This window comes from Duganella sp. CT11-25, assembly GCF_047302815.1.
GTDB lineage: Bacteria > Pseudomonadota > Gammaproteobacteria > Burkholderiales > Burkholderiaceae_D > Rugamonas.
The window spans coordinates 4,953,075-4,969,299 of sequence record NZ_JBKBFD010000001.1 but is presented as its reverse complement, the minus strand read 5'-3'; the positions used below and the strand labels follow the sequence as shown (position 1 = coordinate 4,969,299).

Genomic DNA, 16,225 nt, shown 5'->3' with positions numbered 1-16,225 from the left:
TCTCGCTTACACTAGCCCCCGACGACGCCAGTCCCGGGGGCTTTTTTTCGCCCGGCAAGCAAGCCTTACATTTCTTTGGTATATTAGTCCTAACACGTACTATTTTTCCGGAGCCGCTTTATGCCACGCTATACCAAAACCGCGATGTTGCTGCACTGGCTGACCGCCGTGCTGATCATCGCCACCTTCTGTCTCGGGCTGACCATGGTCGGCATCCCCGGCTTCTCGCCGACCAAGCTCAAGTACTTTTCCTGGCACAAATGGCTGGGCGTGACGATACTGGGCATCGCCGTGCTGCGGGTGCTGTGGCGCCTCACCCATAAGCCGCCGCCGGCGCTGGTCAGCATTCCGCCGCTGCAGCACAAGCTGGCCGAGGGCATGCACTACCTGCTGTACTTCCTGATCTTCGCGGTGCCGGTCTCCGGCTACCTGTACAGCTATGCGGCCGGCGTGCCGGTGGTCTACCTGGGCCTGTTCCAGATGCCGGCGCCGTTCGAGCCGAACACCGAGCTTAAGCCCATCTTAAAAACCGTTCATTATGTTCTCAACATGACGATGGCAGCCGCAGTGGTCGCCCACGCGCTGGCGGCACTCAAGCATCACTTTATCGACCGCGACGTCACGCTCAAACGCATGCTGCCGCTGTAATCACCCACTGGAGCCCACCATGAACAATATGAAAAAAATCGCCCTCGTATCGCTGCTGGGTGTCGCCTTTGCCGCCAGCGCCGCCGCCCTGAAGACCGATCCGGCCAAGAGCACCGTCTCGGCCACCTTCAAGCAAATGAACGTGCCGATCGAATCCAAGTTCAAGAAATACACGGTCGCCATCGACTACGACGCCGCCAAGCCGGACGCCTCCAAGGCCAGCGTCGAAGTGGACACCGCCAGCCTGGACATGGGCGATCCGGAGTACAACAAGGAAGTCGCCAAGAAGGAATGGTTCAACTCGGCGCAATTCCCGAAAGCCACCTTCGTCTCGACCGCGATCAAGAGCGCCGGCGCCGGCAAGCTGACCGTCACCGGCAAGCTGACCATCAAGGGCAAGAGCGCCGACATCACCTTCCCGCTGGCGGTCAAGACCGAAGGCGGCAAGCAAGTGTTTGACGGCGCGCTGCCGATCAAGCGCCTGGCCTACAACATCGGCGAAGGCGAATGGAAAGACACCAGCATGGTGGCCGACGACGTCACCATCAAGTTCCACGTAGTAGCAGGCCAATAAACCACAAGGGAGACCCACGAATGAAACTGCAGATCCTGATCGCAACGCTGCTGGCCGCCTCGGCCACGTCCGCCATCGCCGCCACCTACAACGTCGATCCGACGCACACCTACCCGAGCTTCGAGGCCGACCACATGGGCCTGTCGGTATGGCGCGGCAAGTTCGACAAGACCAGCGGCACCGTCACCATGGACCGCGCCGCCAAGACCGGCGCGCTGGACCTGGCCATCGACCCGGCCTCGATCGACTTCGGCTTCGACAAGATGAACAGCCACGCCAAGGGCCCGGACATGTTCAACGTCGAGAAATTCCCGACCATCACCTACAAGAGCAAGTCGTTCAAGTTCGAGGGTGACAAGCTGGTCGCTGTCGACGGCGAGCTGACGATGCTGGGCGTGACCAAGCCGGTCGCGCTCAAGGTCGACAAGTTCAACTGCATCATGCATCCGCGCTACAAGAAGGAAGTCTGCGGCGCCAACGCCACGGCCGAATTCAAGCGCACCGACTTCGGCCTGAACTACGGCACCCCGGCCTTCGCCCCCGAAGTCAAGCTGGCGATCCAGATCGAAGCCATCAAAGCCGACTAAGCCCCTCCCGCCTCGCCCCGAACTCCGGGGTCAGGTCCAGAACGCGGACACGAGCTCAACTGCCAATAGCAGAGCCTGTGTCCGCGTTCTGGACCTGACCCCGGATTTTTTTATTGCTATACTCCTCGGCGCTGTTCCCCTCACTACCACGAGAGACAATACAAAAATGCATAAGACACTGATCGCGCTCGCCATCCTGAGCACCGCAGCCCATGCCGATGAAGGCATGTGGATGCCACAACAGCTGCCACAAGTAGCCAAGCAATTGAAAGCCGCCGGCCTGAAGCTGGATCCCGCCACGCTGACCAAGCTGACCGAGTTCCCGGCCGGCGCCATCGTCAGCCTGGGCGGCTGCTCGGCTTCCTTTGTGTCGCCGCTGGGCCTGGTCGCCACCAACCACCACTGCGTCTACGGCAGCGTGGCGCACAATTCCACGCCGGAGCGCGACCTGCTGGCCAACGGCTTCCTGGCGCATAACCTGGCCGAGGAGCTGCCGGCAGCGCCGGGCAGCCGCATCTTCGTGACCAAGGCCGTGACCGATGTCAGCAAGCAGGTCATCACCCCGGAGGTCGCCAAGCTGACCGGCAAGAAGCGCAGCGACGCGATCGAGAAGAACCAGAAATCCATCCAGGCCGAGTGCGAAAAAGACGCCGGCCACCGCTGCACCGTGTCGTCGTTCTACGGCGGCCTGGAGTTCTACCTCAGCAAGCAGCTGGAAATCCGCGACGTGCGCCTGGTGCACGCGCCGCCTGAAGGCGTGGGCAAGTTCGGCGGCGACACCGATAACTGGATGTGGCCGCGCCACACCGGCGATTACGGCTTCTACCGCGCCTACGTCAGCAAGGACGGCAAGGCCGCCGACTACAGCAAGGACAACGTCCCCTACGTGCCGCAGCACTTCCTGAAGCTGGCCAAGGAAGGCGTCAAGGAGGGCGACTTCATCATGGCGCTGGGCTACCCCGGCCGCACCAACCGCCACCGCCTGCCGTCGGAAGTGGCGTTCACCTTCGACTGGAACTATCCGGCCTTCGTCAAGGCATCGGGCGAGAGCCTGGCCATCATCGCCGAGGCCACCAGGGACAACAAGGACACCGCGCTGAAGTACGCTTCGCAAGTGGCCAGCATCAACAACTACTACAAGAACCGCCAGGGCATGCTGGACTCGTACGCCGGCAGCGACCTGCTGGCGCGCAAGACCGCCGAGCATGAGGCGCTGAAGACCTGGATCAACGCCGACGCCAAACGCAAGGCCGAGTACGCCGCCGACATCGAGGCGGTGGAAAAGCTGATCGCCCAGCGTGATGCCGACGTCAAGCGCGATTTCGACCTGGATCGCTCCAAGCCGCGCCTGCTGAACACCGCGCGCATGCTGTACCGCCTGGCCAACGAAAACACCAAGCCTGACGTCGAGCGCAAGTCCGGCTACCAGGTGCGCGACGTGCCGCGCATCAAGTCCTCCGTGGCCGCGCTGGTGCGCAACTACGACGAAAAAGTCGACAAGGCGCTGGTGCTGAACTTCCTGGCCAAGTACGCGGCGCAGCCTGCCGCCTCGCGCAACGCCGCCTTTGACGCCGTGGTCGGCATCAAGGATGGCATGGGCAAGGCCGACCTGCAGTCGGCACTGGATAAGCTGTACGCCGGCAGCAAGCTGGGCGACGCCGCCGAACGCAACAGCTGGATCGAGCGCAAGCCGGAAGACTTCAAGGCCAGCAACGACAGCTTCATCAAGGCCGCCGTCGCGCTGTACGAGGCAGACCTGAAGTCGGAAGCGGAAGAGGAAGAACTGGGCGGCAAGCTGCAGCAAGCCTACGGCAGCTATATGAAAGCCAAGATCGCCTACATGCACGGCAAGGGCCAGGCCGTCTACCCTGACGCCAACAGCACCCTGCGCGTGACCTTCGGCCAGATCGCCGGCCGCGATCCGGGCGCCGACGGCACCACCTGGAAGGCCTTCACCACCGTGGCCGGCGTCGCCGCCAAAGCCACCGGCCAGGGCGAGTTCAACGCCCCGGCCGCGCAGCTGAAAGCGATCAAGGCCAAGGACTTCGGCAAGTACGCCGATCCTAAGCTGAAGTCGGTGCCGGTGGCCTACCTGGCCACGCTGGACATCACCGGCGGCAACTCCGGCTCGGCCGCGCTGAACGCCAAGGGCGAGTGGATCGGCCTGGCCTTCGACGGCACGCTGGACTCCATCATCTCTGACTGGGACTTCAACAAGGCCATGACCCGCGACATCCAGGTCGACCTGCGCTACATCCTGTGGAATATGAAACACGTCGACCACGCCGACAACCTGCTGAAGGAAATGAACGCCGAATAAGCGTTCATCGCCTCTGCCAAAAGGCCATGCCCCGGAAACGCGGCGTGGCTTTTTTCATGGATCGGTTACATTAACGTTTCCGCTCAACCACCGTAAGGAGTTGTCATGCCCGCCAAGAAAATCGCCGTAGTGATCGGCAGCCTGCGCAAGGATTCGCTCAACCGCAAATTCGCCCACGAACTGATCGCGCTGGCGCCGCCGTCGCTGACCTTCGAAATCGTCGAGATCGGCGAGCTGGCCCTGTACAACCAGGACCTGGAGGAAAACGGCGCCATCGCGCCGCAGGCGTGGACCCATTTCCGCCAGCGCATCAAGGATGCCGACGGCGTGCTGTTCTTCACGCCGGAATACAACCGCTCCGTGCCGGCGCCGCTGAAGAACGCCATCGACGTCGGCTCGCGCCCCTACGGCAGCAGCGCCTGGAGCGGCAAGCCGGCCGCCATCGTCAGCGTCTCGCCGGGCGCGACCGGCGGTTTCGGCGCCAACCACCACCTGCGCCAGTCGATGGTGTTCCTCGACATGCCGTTGCTGCAGCAGCCGGAAGCGTATATCGGCGGCGCCGCCAACCTGCTCGGCGCCGACGGCAAGCTCAACAACGATAGCACCAGGCAGTATCTGAAGAAATTCGCCGACGCCTTCGCCGCCTGGGTGGAAACCAACGCCAGGAAGTAAGCGGTGCGGGGGAAGCGGGCGCGCGGCCGGCAGCCAGCGCCGCTCAAAAATCGGGCACGAATGATACAATTCCGCCCTCGACAGCGCACTTACCCAGTGCGCCATTCCCCCCAATTCCCTCTGAGATCCAGACCGCCATGCACCCAGACATGCCAACGCCTTATGAAAAAGGCAATCAAAATCAAACCACCCTGTGGACCGAATGCATCGCGTTCTACCAGGAGCTGGCGCAGCGCTTCCCGCAGGTGCTGCGTTTTGAGCAGATCGGCGTGTCCGACGGCGGCATCCCGGTGCACGCCGGCGTGGTCAGCCCGGACGGCGTGTTCGACCGCGCCCAGATCAAGGCCGAGGGCCGCACCGTCTTCTTCAACAACAACGGCATCCACCCCGGCGAACCCGAAGGCGTGGATGCCTGCATGGCCATCGTGCGCGACCTGTGCTTCGATCCGGCCCGCCTGGCGGCGCTCGGCGACACCGTGCTGCTGTTCGTCCCGCTGTACAACGTCGACGGCGCGCTGAACCGCGCCGACACCTCGCGCGTCAACCAGGACGGCCCGGAGCAGTTCGGCTTCCGCGGCAACAGCCGCCACCTGGACCTGAACCGCGACTTCATCAAGTGCGACACGCTCAACGCGCAAATGTTCAACCAGCTGGTGACCAGCTGGGATCCGGACGTGATGGTCGACACCCACACCTCGAACGGCGCCGACTACCCGTACACGATGACCCTGATCCACACGCAGGCGGACAAGCTGGGCTACGGCCTCGGCCCCTTCCTGCGCGAGACCATGCTGCCGCACATCTACGCGCAGATGGAAGCGAAAGGCTGGCCGACCTGCCCTTACGTCAACCCGGTGCGGGACACGCCGGACGACGGCATCGCCGAGTTCCTGGAAGTGCCGCGCTTCTCGACCGGCTTCGCGGCGCTGCACCACGTGATCGGCTTCATGCCGGAGACGCACATGCTCAAGCCCTTCAAGGACCGCTACGACTCGATGCGCGCGCTGCTGGACGTGACGATGGCCTTCACCGTCGCGCACGGCGGGCAAATCCGGAAGCTGCGCGCCGAGGCCAAAGAGCAAGCCGCCAGCGCCACCGAGTGGGCCGTGAACTGGAAGATGGATGAAGCCAATCCGTCGACCTTCCGCTTCAAGGGCTACGCCGCCAAGCGCAGCGCCAGCCTGCTGGGCAACTATCAGCGCCTGTCCTACGACCGTTCGCAGCCGTGGGAAAAGGACATCGCCTACTACAACAGCTTCGTGCCGTCCGTGACAGTGCGCGCCCCGAAAGGCTATATCGTGCCGCAAGCCTGGCGCGAAGCGATCGAGCGCCTGCAGTGGAACGGCGTCGAGATGGCCCGCTTCGACGAAGCCTCGACCGTCGAAGCCCAGTACTATCACATCGCCGCCGTCACCTCGCGCCCGAACGCCTACGAAGGCCATATGTACCACGACGTGGTGGAACTGGAGGCGCGCACCGCCAGCTTCACCGTGCAGCCGGGCGACTATTTCATCCCGCTCAAGCAGGCCAATGCCCGCTACGCCGTCGAGACGCTGGAACCGCAAGGCCATGACTCCTTCTTCCGCTGGGGCTTCTTCAACAGCGTGCTGGAAAAGAAGGAAGCCTTCTCCGACTACGTGTTCGAAGACCTGGCGATGGAGATGCTGGAAACCGAGCCTGAGCTGAAAGCGAAGTTCGACGCCTGGAAGGCCGCCAATCCCGCGCTGCTGTCGGACCAGGAAAAGGTACTGGGCTTCATCTTCGAAAACGGCAAGCGCCACGCCGAGCCGGAATGGCGCCGCTATCCGGTGCTGTCGGTCTTCTAAAAAAGTAAAAACTGCGTTACCCACATGCCTGCCTCGGCGATCCCGAAGCAGGCATGCCAGCTTGCCCACAAGGTCACAGCCATGCACTACGCGCTCAATCCGCGAACCTTCTTTTACAGCCACTACTTCTACCTTGGCCTGCGCTTTGCCGCGGGCCTGGTCGGCGTCACCGTCATCACGCTGCAATTCTCCGGCATGGCCACCGCCATGACGGTCTGCATCGGCGCGCTCTGCACCGCGCTGATGGACATGCCCAGCCCACTGCGCCACAAGTTCAACGAGATGAGCGCCTCGGTACTGCTGTGCAGCGCCGTCACGCTGCTCATCAGCTTGTCCGCGCAGCTGCATTGGCTGCTGATGACGATGCTGGTGGTGATCAGCTTCCTGGCCTGCATGATGGTCGTCTACGGCAAGAAGTCGATGCCGCTGCAACTGGCCACGCTGTTCATCATGACCATGTCGATGGAACACGATATGTCGGTGCGCGAGTCCTTCATCCACACCGGCCTGTTCACGCTGGGCGCCGTGGCCTACCTGGCCTACGCGATGGGGATCTCGTGGATACTGCGCCACCGCATCAAGCAGCAGGTGCTGGCGGAGGCCCTGTTCGAGCTGGCCGCCTACATCGACATCAAGGCCGACTTCTACGACACGCGCTACAACCTGAGCGAACAATTCAACAAGCTGATACGCCATCAAAGCCTGCTGGCCGACCGCCAGCAGGCCTCGCGCGACCTGATCCTGCGCGCGCACCAGAACAGCAAGGACGCGATCGTGGTGCAGGTCCACGTCTGCATGCTGGACCTGTATGAACTGATCCTCTCGACCCACACCGACTACGCGCAGCTGCGCATGCACCTGGCCGATTCGCCGGTGCTGAAAACGCTGCACGACCTGGCCTACAAGGCCGCGCGCGATATCGAATCGGTGGCCTACGACGTCACGCGCAAGAAGGCCTCCTACGCCGAGATCACCTACGAGCCGGAACTGGACGCCATCGAGGCGGAGCTGGCCGCGATCCAGCTGCGCATCGCCGAAGGCAAGCCGCAACAGGAAGCGCTGGCCGTGCTGCGCGCGCAGCGCAACAAGATCCGCGCCATCATCAAGATGATCGGCGAGCTGCACCAGGCCAGCCAGAAGGCCTACGACACCACGCCGTTCTGGATCGACGCCGACATGGGTCCCTTCCTGTCGCAGCAGAAGTACGAGCTGCGCATGATCCTGTCGCACCTGCGCATGGATTCGCCGATCTTCCGCTTCTCGCTGCGGGTGGCGATGGCGATCTCGGTCGGCCTGGCGGTGGCGGCCTGGCTGCCGTATGCGGCGCACAGCTACTGGATCGTGCTGACCATCGTGATCATCCTCAAGCCCAGCTTCAGCATGACCAAGCAGCGCCGCAGCGACCGCATCATCGGCACCATCATCGGCTGCGTGATCACGGCGCTGATCATCAAGTTCCTCAACTACCCGGCGGTGATACTGGGCTTCCTGATCTTGTCGACGGTGGCCACGCCGACCTTCATCTACCTGCGCTACCGCTACGCGGCGATCGCGGTCAGCATCATGATCCTGCTGCAGATGCACCTGATCGCGCCGGGCAACCAGGACCTGATCATGGAGCGCCTGATCGATACCTTCATCGGCGCGGCCGTGGCGACCGCGTTCAGCTTCGTGCTGGCCAGCTGGGAGTACCAGACCTTGCCGCGCCTGATACGCGAAGTGCTGGACGTGAACCTGCGCTACATGCAGGCCAGCTTCGATCTGCTGCAAGGCAAAGGCAAGGACGATTTCGCCTACCGCATCGAACGCAAGCGCCTGATGGACAGCCTGGCCTCGCTCAGTTCCGCGCTGGTGCGCATGCTGGACGAACCGGCCCGCAAGCAGCGCGCGGTGGAGGACATCAACCTGTTCATCGTGCAGAACTACCTGCTGGTGGCCCACGTGGCGGCCCTGCGCGCAATCCTGCGCCGCCATGCGAAGGAGTTGCCGGCCGGTCCGGTCAACGCCATGCTGGGCGAGAGCCACGACCAGGTGGTCGGCATCCTGACGCAGGCGCTGGCGCCCCAGGCCGCGCTGGCGCGCCAGACTGGTGCCGGCACGCTGGCCGCGGCTACGGCTACGGCCCCGCAGGCCGCCGCTGCGGCAGCCGATGCCGCCAGCGTGCCGTGGTCCGGCTGGCCGCTGGTCCAGCGCCGCATCCGCCTGCTGCAGGCGGACGCCGTCAAGATCATCGTCCACAGCGAGGCCATCGTCCGCGACGTCGCATAGCCTGATACCATAGCCGGCATGAGCGCAAACACCTCTCCCGCCGGCTTCACCACACGCGACCTGGTCTCCGCCCTGTTCGTCGTCGTGATCTGGGGCACCAACTTCGTCGCGATGAAAGTCGGCCTGCGCAACCTGACGCCGTTCCAGATGGGCGCCGCGCGCTACGTGTTCGCCGTGCTGCCGCTGATTATCTTCATCCGCCCGCCCAAGCTGCCGCTCAAATGGCTGGTCGCCTACGGCCTGTGCCAGGGCGTCGGCCAGTTCGGATTGCTGTTCCTGTCGCTGAAGGTCGGCATGTCTGCCTCGCTGGCCTCGGTGATCCTGCAGACGCAGGTTTTCTTCACCGCCTTCTTCGGCTTCGTGCTGCTGCACGAACGCGCCAGCCGCGCCTTGCAGGCGGGCTTGCTGCTGGCCGCCGCCGGCCTGGTCTGCTTCGGCATGAACTATGTGGAGCCCGGCCACGCGGGCGGCACCACGGCCGGCGGCTTTGTGCTGTGCCTCGCCGGCGCCGCCATGTGGGCCGCGTCGAATATCGTGGTGCGCCGCGCGCAGCAGGCCACGCCGCAATTCGACGTGATCAGCTTCATGGTGTGGTGCAGCCTGGTGCCCGTCATCCCGTTCATCCTGCTGTCGCTGGCGTTCGACGATCCGTCCACGCGCTGGCAATGGACCGCCGCACCCTTCACCACCTGGGTCGCCGTCGCCTACCTGGGCTGGATGGCCACCATCCTCGGCTACGCCATGTGGACGCGGCTGTTGAAGCGCCACCCGGTCAACCGCGTCGCGCCGTTCAGCCTCGGCGTGCCGGTGGTCGGCATCAGCGCCGGCATGCTGGTACTGGGCGACACCATCACCGGCTGGCAGTGGGCCGGCATCGCGCTGATCGTGCTCTCGCTGATGTGCACCATGTTCGGCGGCCGCTGGCTGGACCGCAAGTAATCAGACGAAGCAGACGCGGTTGCGGCCTGTCTGTTTGGCGCGGTACAGCATCGCATCGGCCTTCTGCAGCATCGCCTCGGCCGTGCCGGCGGCGAGATCGGCGTACACGCCCATGCTCATCGTCACCTTCAGGTCGGGATGCAACTGGTGCCAGGGGAAGCCCTCGATCATCGCCCGCAGCTTGTCGCACAGCGCGGCCGCTTGCGGCAGCTCGGTCTCGGGGAAGGCGATGACGAACTCCTCGCCGCCGTAGCGCGCCACCAGGTCGCTCAAGCGCATATGGCTGCGCAGGATCTCGCCGACCTGGCGCAGCACCAGGTCGCCGGTGGCGTGCGAGAACTGGTCGTTGATGCGCTTGAAGAAATCGATATCGCCGATCACCACGCTGAAGGGCCGCTTGTGGCGCACCGCATGGCTGAACAGCGTGCTGGCCTGCTCGTCGAAGTGGCGGCGGTTGTGCAGCTTGGTCAGCGCATCGCGCACGCTCAGCTCCCGCATCTGCTCGGCCTGCGCCAGGATGGTCTGGTGCGATTCGTTCAATTCCTCGTGGCTGCGCGCCAGCTTCTCGCTCATGTCGTTGAAGGCGATGGCCAGCGCCGCCACTTCGTCCTTGCCCTCGACCGGCACGCGCTGCAGCAGCGAGCCGCCGTGCATGGCGCGCACCGCGCTGGTCAGGTGGCTCAATGTGCGGCTCAAGCCTCGGCTCAATAGAAAGCCCAGTGCCAGCGCGACCACCGCCGCGCCGGTCACGCCGGCCAGCAGCGCATCGCGCATCGCGTCCAGGTATTGCTGCTCCTGCTTGCTCGGCGTGAGCACGCCCTCGGGAGAGACATAGGCGACGATGCGGCCGCCGACCGTCACCGGGCGCGCTTCCTTGCGCGCGGCCTCCGGCAGCACCTCGTCGTGACGATAGACGCCGGCGCCCAGCAGCACACGGTAGTTCTGGTCGGCCAGGATGAAGCGGAACGGCGGCTCGCCGCCCGGACCCGGTCCCGGCGGCGGTGGGCGATGGCCCTCGCCTCGCGGTGGCGGCGGCGGACGGTCGTTGCCCCTGCGGGCGCTCATGAATTGATCGAACGGCTCCGCGTCCTGCCCGGCGCGCCAGTTGCCGTACTTTTGCAGGTAATCGGTGACGGCGCTGTGGAAATGCTCGGCCGCCATCTCGCGCCGGATGGTGTCGACCTTCTTGGTCATGCCGGCGTAGGCCAGCCCGCCCACCATGGCCACCGCAGCCAATCCGGTCAACAGCAAAGCCAGCATGAATTTCGTGCGCAGGGACATCCGGACTCCATTAAATCATTGCTAAATGGACAGCGATCATACCTGAATGATGCTATCCGGTAAAAAATATCCGGCCCAAATAGTTGCCTTAAAGAACTGCGACTTCATAGGGGAAACACTCAGTTATATAAAAAACTTATGGCACGTATCATAAATCAAAAGTTTTCTTATTACTGAAATCCGCGCATACTGCAACGCAACAAACAAACATTTATGGAGCTTCTGATGAGCGCAACGAACAACCTGACCTACAACGACTTCGCTACCCCTAGCTACGCAAGCAATGTTGCCACCGCTGTCCGCCAGCTGGTCGCCGCACTGTTCGCCGTCAAGCCACAAACGGCTGTTGCCGCCGAGCCAGTTGTATCGCAGCGCAACAAAGAAGAAACCATCTGGTGGCTGAATCGCCTGGCAAATGACTGCGAGCGCCACTCGCCTAGTCTGTCCGCCGAATTGCGCTTCTTCGCATCCCGCGGTTAATTGAATTTCACTTACTGGAGATCACCATGCTGACCATCATCGAAAACCTGCCTGCCGCCATCGCCCTGTCCGGCCTCGTCCTGCGTCTGTACCTGGGCGCCAAGCCTGAAAAAGACGAAGCATAAGCTGCACAGTCACAGAGCAAAATGGCAAAAAAGCCCCGGCGCGCGCAAGCGGCCGGGGCTTTTTTTACCTCCGAAACTGCTTACTGCGCCTGGTTCAGCCGCGAATTGCGCATGCCGTACAGGAAGTAAGTCAGGATCGCGGCGCTCATCCAGATGATGAAGATGGTGTAGGTCGTCATCGACAGGCCAAACATCAAATACAGGCAGGCGCCGATACTCAGGCCCGGCACGAAGTAGGGACCGAACGGCACGCGGAAACCTTTGACACCGGAAGCGCCTTCCTTGTGGCGCATCACCGGCACCGCCAGCGACACCACGATGAACGCCGTCAGCGTACCCATGCTGACCATATCCCACAGGAAGGTCGCGTCCACGAAGCCGGCGACCAGGCCGACCACGATCGACACGATCAGCGTGTTCTGCACCGGCGAGGCGGTACGCGCGTTCACTTTACGGAACGCCGGCGAGATCAGGCCGTCTTTCGAGATCGCGTACAGGATGCGGGTCTGGCCGTAGATCGTCACCAGCGTCACGCTGAACACCGAAATCACCGCGCCCGCCGCCAGCACCAGCGCGGGCCAGGTCTTGCCGGTGACGTTTTGCAGGATCACGGCCAGGCCGGCTTCCTGCCCGGCGAACTTGGACGCCGGCTGCGCGCCCATCGCGGCCACCGCCACCAGCATGTAGAACAGCGTCACGATACCCAGCGCGGCAAGAATGCCGATCGGCACGTTGCGGGTCGGGTTGCGGACTTCTTCGCCGGCGGTGGCCACGGTGTCCAGGCCGATGAAGGAGAAGAACACGGTCGCCGCCGCCGCCGTCACGCCGGCCATGCCGGTGATGTGCGCGCCGTTGTCCGGGCTGAAGAACGGATGGAAGTTGTTGATGTCGAAGCCGGAGAAGGCGATCACCACGAAGAAGATCAGGATCGCCAGCTTGATCAGCACCATGACGGCGTTGGTGGTGGCCGATTCCTTGGTGCCGCGGATCAGCAGCAGGCAGCACAGGCACACCAGCAGGATGGGCGGCAGGTTGACGTGGCCGCCGCGGATCTCGATGCCGTGCGCGGTCGACACGATCATCGGCGAGCGCAGCATCTCGGGGATGTGCCAGCCGAAGGCGTTGTTGAGGAAGTTGTTCAGGTAGTCGGACCAGCCGATCGCTGTCGCGCTGGCGGCCAGGCCGTATTCCAGCAGCAGGCAGGCGGCCATGATGAAGGCCAGGAATTCGCCGACGGTCGCGTACGCGAACGAATACGAGGAGCCGGACGCCGGAATGCGGAACGACAGCTCGGCGTAGCACAGCGCGGTCAGGCCGGCGGTGATGGCGGCGATCAGGAACGACAGGATCACGGATGGACCGGCTTTTGGCACGGCTTCAACCATCGTGAAAAAGATGCCGGTGCCGATCGTGGCGCCGACGCCTATCATGGTCAGGGGAAACAGGCCTATCGAGCGGTGCAGGCCATTGCTGCTGGGAGCTTGTTCTACTGTATTAACGACCGGCTTGGTACGGGTCAGTTTCTGGACCAGCGTTTGGTTCACAGGCTATCCTTGTGGGAAATTGTTCGGGCAAAAACACAGGGATTATAGGGCTTTCCAGCCCATCGCCATAAAGTAATTTTGTGCCAGAAAAACAACTCGGAAGCCAAGCCCCGTAAGGGCTGCGTTACAGTTGCTTACTTTTGATACAGCGGCGTGTATAGATGGCAAAGACCCAACAAGATACTCTTGAGGCAAGTGTTACTTACAGCCAAGAAGGAGCCCGCCATGCCGATCAAAAAAATCCCCACCGTATCCCGCCGTTTTCATCCCGCAGTGGCGGGCGCCGCTGTGATCCTGATCGGCCTGGCGGCAACCATCACCGCCCTGATGGTGCGCGCTTAAGCGGCGAACGGCCCGAGATAGTCGCGCTTGCCGACCGGCACGCCCTGATTGCGCAGGATGTCGTGGGCGGTGACGATGTGAAAGTAGAAGTTCGGCAGCGCGAAGGTCAGCAGATATTCGTCGCCCTTGAACTCGGGCGCGAACGAACCAAAATTAAGTTGGATCGCGCGCGCCTCGCTGCCGTCGAACCGCGCGGCGTCGACGCTGTTGAGATAGGCGATGGTATTGGCGATGCGTTCCTGCAGCTGATCGAAGGACGTCTCGTTATCTTCGAACCTGGGCGCCGGCACGCCGCTGAGGCGCTCCACCGACATCTTCGACGTATCGCTGGCGCGCTGCACCTGCGCCGACAGCGGCAGCATATCGTCGGCCAGCCGCGCCGAGATCATGGCATCCGGCACCGAGCCATGCTGCTCGACATAGGCCTCCGCCTTCTTCAGCAAATCCGCCAGCACATTCAACCCGCGCACAAACACGGGCACCGAAACCTGATGCATCGATAGCGACATCGCAAACTCCAAACGGTTAGGAACAGAACTGCGAGTGTAGCGCAAGCGCGATCAAGCCATCGGCTGATACTCGAAACCGTTGCCGATGATGGTCGCCAGCGCAGCGTGGTTCTCCGGGCTTTCGGAGAAGTAGGCCAGCGCCGCCGCGCGCGTGGTGTCGCTGGCCAGGTGCCCGGTCCAGAACTTCATGCCGTCGGCATCCGGCGCGCGATGCAGCACGTTGGCGTACAACTTGGTCACGAACTCCTGGTCGGTCGTGACGCCATACTTGGCGACGAACTCCGGGCTGTTCAGGAAGAACGCCGCGGCCTGGTTCAGGGTCGTGTCCGTATCCATGTGCGAGATCCAGAAGCCCAGTCCGCCCTGGTCCGGGGCGCGGTCGAACGCGGCCTGGTACAGGCGGTAAGCCTGGCCGGCGACGCCGTCGACATCCAGCGCCATGGTCGCGTCGCTGAAGACCAGGCGTTCGACGTTGACCAGCTTGTCGCTGCCCAGCACGCCGCTGTTGTCCTTGACGGTAAAGGTCGTGCCGCTGTGGCTTAGCGTGAAATCGGCGCGCTTGCCGGCGTAGCTCACCGTGTCGACGCCGCCCTGGCCGTCGAAGGTGTCGTAGCCGCTGCTATTGGCGGTGAACTTGTCGGCGCCGGCCGTGCCGCCCAACTGCAGGTCGGCGCTGCGGGTTTTCAGCTCGAAGCTGCCCGAGGCGGCCAGCGGATTGCCGGCCAGGTCCTTCACCAGCCCTTCGGGAATCTCCAGCGTGAAATCGGAATCGGGATCCAGCGTATCCGGCATGTGCCAGGTCAGGACATTGCCGTCCACCGAGAGATTCGTGTAGCCCGGACCGTAGCTGCGGAAGTGGGTGCCGTCGTAGAGTATCATGCCGCCGATCTCGGCCCTGATGGCTTCATTGAAGGAGATGACGATGTCGCTGCCCGGCTGCCAGAAGCCGCCTTCCGTCGCAATCTTGACGGAGACCAGTTTCGGCGCCGTCGTCTCCGGCTCGATCGTCTGCGCCGACAGGCTGTATTTCCCGGTCGAGCCGTCGGTGCTGGCGAGCTGCACGAAAAGCGTGCCGGATTTCTGCGCGGTGTAGATCACCTGCCCCGTGTCGTCGGCGGACCGCACCGAGGTGCTCTGGCCATGGTAGTCGCTGTCGTACACGGTCATGAAGGCATGGCCGGCATCCTTCAGCGAGATCAGGTACTGCTGCCCCGCCTGCACCTCCATCCTGAAGGCGTCGACGTCGCCTGGATGGCCAAGCGTCCCCTTCAGCGTGGCGCCGACCGCCAGCCTGGCCGCCTGTTCATTCAGGTCGCCGGCATAATCGTCGACCGGCACCTCGGTCACCCTGACCGTATAGCTGCCGCCTTGATCATGGAGCCAGTCCATGCTTTCCACATCCACGATATAGTCGCCGCTGGCCGCGGCGGTAACGTACAGGGTCGGATTGCCTTGGGGGCTGCCCACGCTGCCGATGCTGCCAAGATCGGCCTGCGCCGGCGAGAACAGCTGCAAGTAGAGCGCGTCGTTCGGCCCCAGTGTGCCGCCGCCGCCCTCCTTGCCCAGCAATTCGATGATGTAGCTGTGCCCTTTCTGCAGCGTGGTCTTGAACCAGTCGATATCAAGCCCTGTTTGCAGCGTACCGGTGGCCTGGCCGTTGACCGCGATCTTGCCGCTGGTGGCGACCGTGTTGGGATAGTCGTCGGTCATGCCGTGAACCGCCTTCACCGCATAATTTCCGACATTGGCGCCCATGACGTCGCTGACGTCCAGGTAGTAATCGCCGGCCGATGGCGCGGTGAAGTTGAAATACCGCGTGTGCGTAAACACCGAGTGCGCGCCGACGTTGGAGGCGACCGCGTTGCCGGCATAGTCATACAGGACCAGCGATGCGTTGCCCGACTGCGTAGACAAATCATCCGGGCCCCTGTCGCCGCTGTTCAGGTAGAAGCTGTATGTTTGCCCGGTGATCAGGGTGACCTTGAGCCAGTCATGATCGCCGAAAGTGTCTATCCGTCCCGGCACATAGCCACCGTCGACCACCAGCGTGCCGGTGGTCGTGGAGTTGTTTGGGAAGTCGTCGTTCGTGGTGGCCATGGTCGGTCTGCGT

The 16,225-nt window shown here is 63.2% G+C and carries 13 protein-coding genes; 9 read left to right on the top strand and 4 right to left on the bottom strand.

Annotated elements, in window-relative coordinates; translation table 11 throughout:
• Window positions 1–120: 120 nt before the first annotated feature.
• The 8 genes from ACEN9F_RS21295 to ACEN9F_RS21260 all read left to right on the top strand — a co-directional run bounded on the left by ACEN9F_RS21295 (window position 121) and on the right by ACEN9F_RS21260 (window position 9,834).
• Entirely contained in the window at window positions 121–648 is a 528-nt protein-coding gene (locus ACEN9F_RS21295; protein WP_413423063.1) for a cytochrome b, read from the top strand.
• A 19-nt stretch (window positions 649–667) separates the two neighbouring features.
• Entirely contained in the window at window positions 668–1,222 is a 555-nt protein-coding gene (locus ACEN9F_RS21290; protein ID WP_413423061.1) for a YceI family protein, read from the top strand.
• A gap of 20 nt (window positions 1,223–1,242) precedes the next feature.
• Window positions 1,243–1,809: a YceI family protein gene (locus tag ACEN9F_RS21285; protein WP_413423059.1), complete on the top strand. Its 567-nt coding sequence runs from the start codon at window positions 1,243–1,245 to the stop codon at window positions 1,807–1,809.
• A 166-nt stretch (window positions 1,810–1,975) separates the two neighbouring features.
• On the top strand, window positions 1,976–4,129 hold the full coding sequence (locus ACEN9F_RS21280; protein WP_413423057.1) for a S46 family peptidase: 2,154 nt from the start codon (window positions 1,976–1,978) through the stop codon (window positions 4,127–4,129).
• 105 nt (window positions 4,130–4,234) lie between these two features.
• Window positions 4,235–4,801: an NADPH-dependent FMN reductase gene (locus ACEN9F_RS21275; protein WP_413423055.1), complete on the top strand. Its 567-nt coding sequence runs from the start codon at window positions 4,235–4,237 to the stop codon at window positions 4,799–4,801.
• Window positions 4,802–4,950: 149 nt separating this feature from the next.
• Window positions 4,951–6,627, top strand: coding sequence for a M14 family zinc carboxypeptidase (locus ACEN9F_RS21270; RefSeq protein ID WP_413423054.1), 1,677 nt, complete (start codon window positions 4,951–4,953; stop codon window positions 6,625–6,627).
• An 81-nt stretch (window positions 6,628–6,708) separates the two neighbouring features.
• Complete coding sequence (locus tag ACEN9F_RS21265) at window positions 6,709–8,895, top strand: FUSC family membrane protein (protein ID WP_413427129.1); 2,187 nt, start codon at window positions 6,709–6,711, stop codon at window positions 8,893–8,895.
• An 18-nt stretch (window positions 8,896–8,913) separates the two neighbouring features.
• Window positions 8,914–9,834: an EamA family transporter gene (locus ACEN9F_RS21260; RefSeq protein ID WP_413423052.1), complete on the top strand. Its 921-nt coding sequence runs from the start codon at window positions 8,914–8,916 to the stop codon at window positions 9,832–9,834.
• Here the strand turns inward: ACEN9F_RS21260 and ACEN9F_RS21255 are convergent, their stop codons facing one another.
• Entirely contained in the window at window positions 9,835–11,115 is a 1,281-nt protein-coding gene (locus ACEN9F_RS21255; protein ID WP_413423050.1) for a GGDEF domain-containing protein, read from the bottom strand.
• Between the two features lie 225 nt (window positions 11,116–11,340).
• On the opposite strand from ACEN9F_RS21255, the gene ACEN9F_RS21250 reads away from it, so the two are divergent.
• On the top strand, window positions 11,341–11,595 hold the full coding sequence (locus ACEN9F_RS21250; protein WP_413423048.1) for a hypothetical protein: 255 nt from the start codon (window positions 11,341–11,343) through the stop codon (window positions 11,593–11,595).
• 205 nt (window positions 11,596–11,800) lie between these two features.
• On the opposite strand, the gene ACEN9F_RS21245 is transcribed toward ACEN9F_RS21250, so the two are convergent.
• From ACEN9F_RS21245 to ACEN9F_RS21235, 3 genes are all read right to left on the bottom strand, one after another.
• Complete coding sequence (locus ACEN9F_RS21245; protein WP_413423046.1) at window positions 11,801–13,264, bottom strand: APC family permease; 1,464 nt, start codon at window positions 13,262–13,264, stop codon at window positions 11,801–11,803.
• A 338-nt stretch (window positions 13,265–13,602) separates the two neighbouring features.
• The gene (locus ACEN9F_RS21240) at window positions 13,603–14,115 is read right to left on the bottom strand and encodes a DUF1993 domain-containing protein (RefSeq protein WP_413423044.1); all 513 of its coding nucleotides are present in this window, start codon (window positions 14,113–14,115) and stop codon (window positions 13,603–13,605) included.
• A 51-nt stretch (window positions 14,116–14,166) separates the two neighbouring features.
• A complete protein-coding gene (locus tag ACEN9F_RS21235) occupies window positions 14,167–16,212 on the bottom strand; it encodes a DUF4214 domain-containing protein (protein ID WP_413423042.1) in 2,046 nt (681 codons plus the stop codon).
• Between the last annotated feature and the right edge of the window lie 13 nt (window positions 16,213–16,225).

What these genes read in the sequence shown, in the direction of transcription:
- ACEN9F_RS21240 (WP_413423044.1), bottom strand. Translation starts at nt 14,115, where the DNA reads ATGTCGCTATCGATGCATCAGGTTTCGGTGCCCGTGTTTGTGCGCGGG.
- ACEN9F_RS21255 (WP_413423050.1), bottom strand. Translation starts at nt 11,115, where the DNA reads ATGTCCCTGCGCACGAAATTCATGCTGGCTTTGCTGTTGACCGGATTG.
- ACEN9F_RS21280 (WP_413423057.1), top strand. Translation starts at nt 1,976, where the DNA reads ATGCATAAGACACTGATCGCGCTCGCCATCCTGAGCACCGCAGCCCAT.
- ACEN9F_RS21235 (WP_413423042.1), bottom strand. Translation starts at nt 16,212, where the DNA reads ATGGCCACCACGAACGACGACTTCCCAAACAACTCCACGACCACCGGC.
- ACEN9F_RS21265 (WP_413427129.1), top strand. Translation starts at nt 6,709, where the DNA reads ATGCACTACGCGCTCAATCCGCGAACCTTCTTTTACAGCCACTACTTC.
- ACEN9F_RS21270 (WP_413423054.1), top strand. Translation starts at nt 4,951, where the DNA reads ATGCCAACGCCTTATGAAAAAGGCAATCAAAATCAAACCACCCTGTGG.
- ACEN9F_RS21295 (WP_413423063.1), top strand. Translation starts at nt 121, where the DNA reads ATGCCACGCTATACCAAAACCGCGATGTTGCTGCACTGGCTGACCGCC.
- ACEN9F_RS21260 (WP_413423052.1), top strand. Translation starts at nt 8,914, where the DNA reads ATGAGCGCAAACACCTCTCCCGCCGGCTTCACCACACGCGACCTGGTC.
- ACEN9F_RS21290 (WP_413423061.1), top strand. Translation starts at nt 668, where the DNA reads ATGAACAATATGAAAAAAATCGCCCTCGTATCGCTGCTGGGTGTCGCC.
- ACEN9F_RS21275 (WP_413423055.1), top strand. Translation starts at nt 4,235, where the DNA reads ATGCCCGCCAAGAAAATCGCCGTAGTGATCGGCAGCCTGCGCAAGGAT.
- ACEN9F_RS21250 (WP_413423048.1), top strand. Translation starts at nt 11,341, where the DNA reads ATGAGCGCAACGAACAACCTGACCTACAACGACTTCGCTACCCCTAGC.
- ACEN9F_RS21285 (WP_413423059.1), top strand. Translation starts at nt 1,243, where the DNA reads ATGAAACTGCAGATCCTGATCGCAACGCTGCTGGCCGCCTCGGCCACG.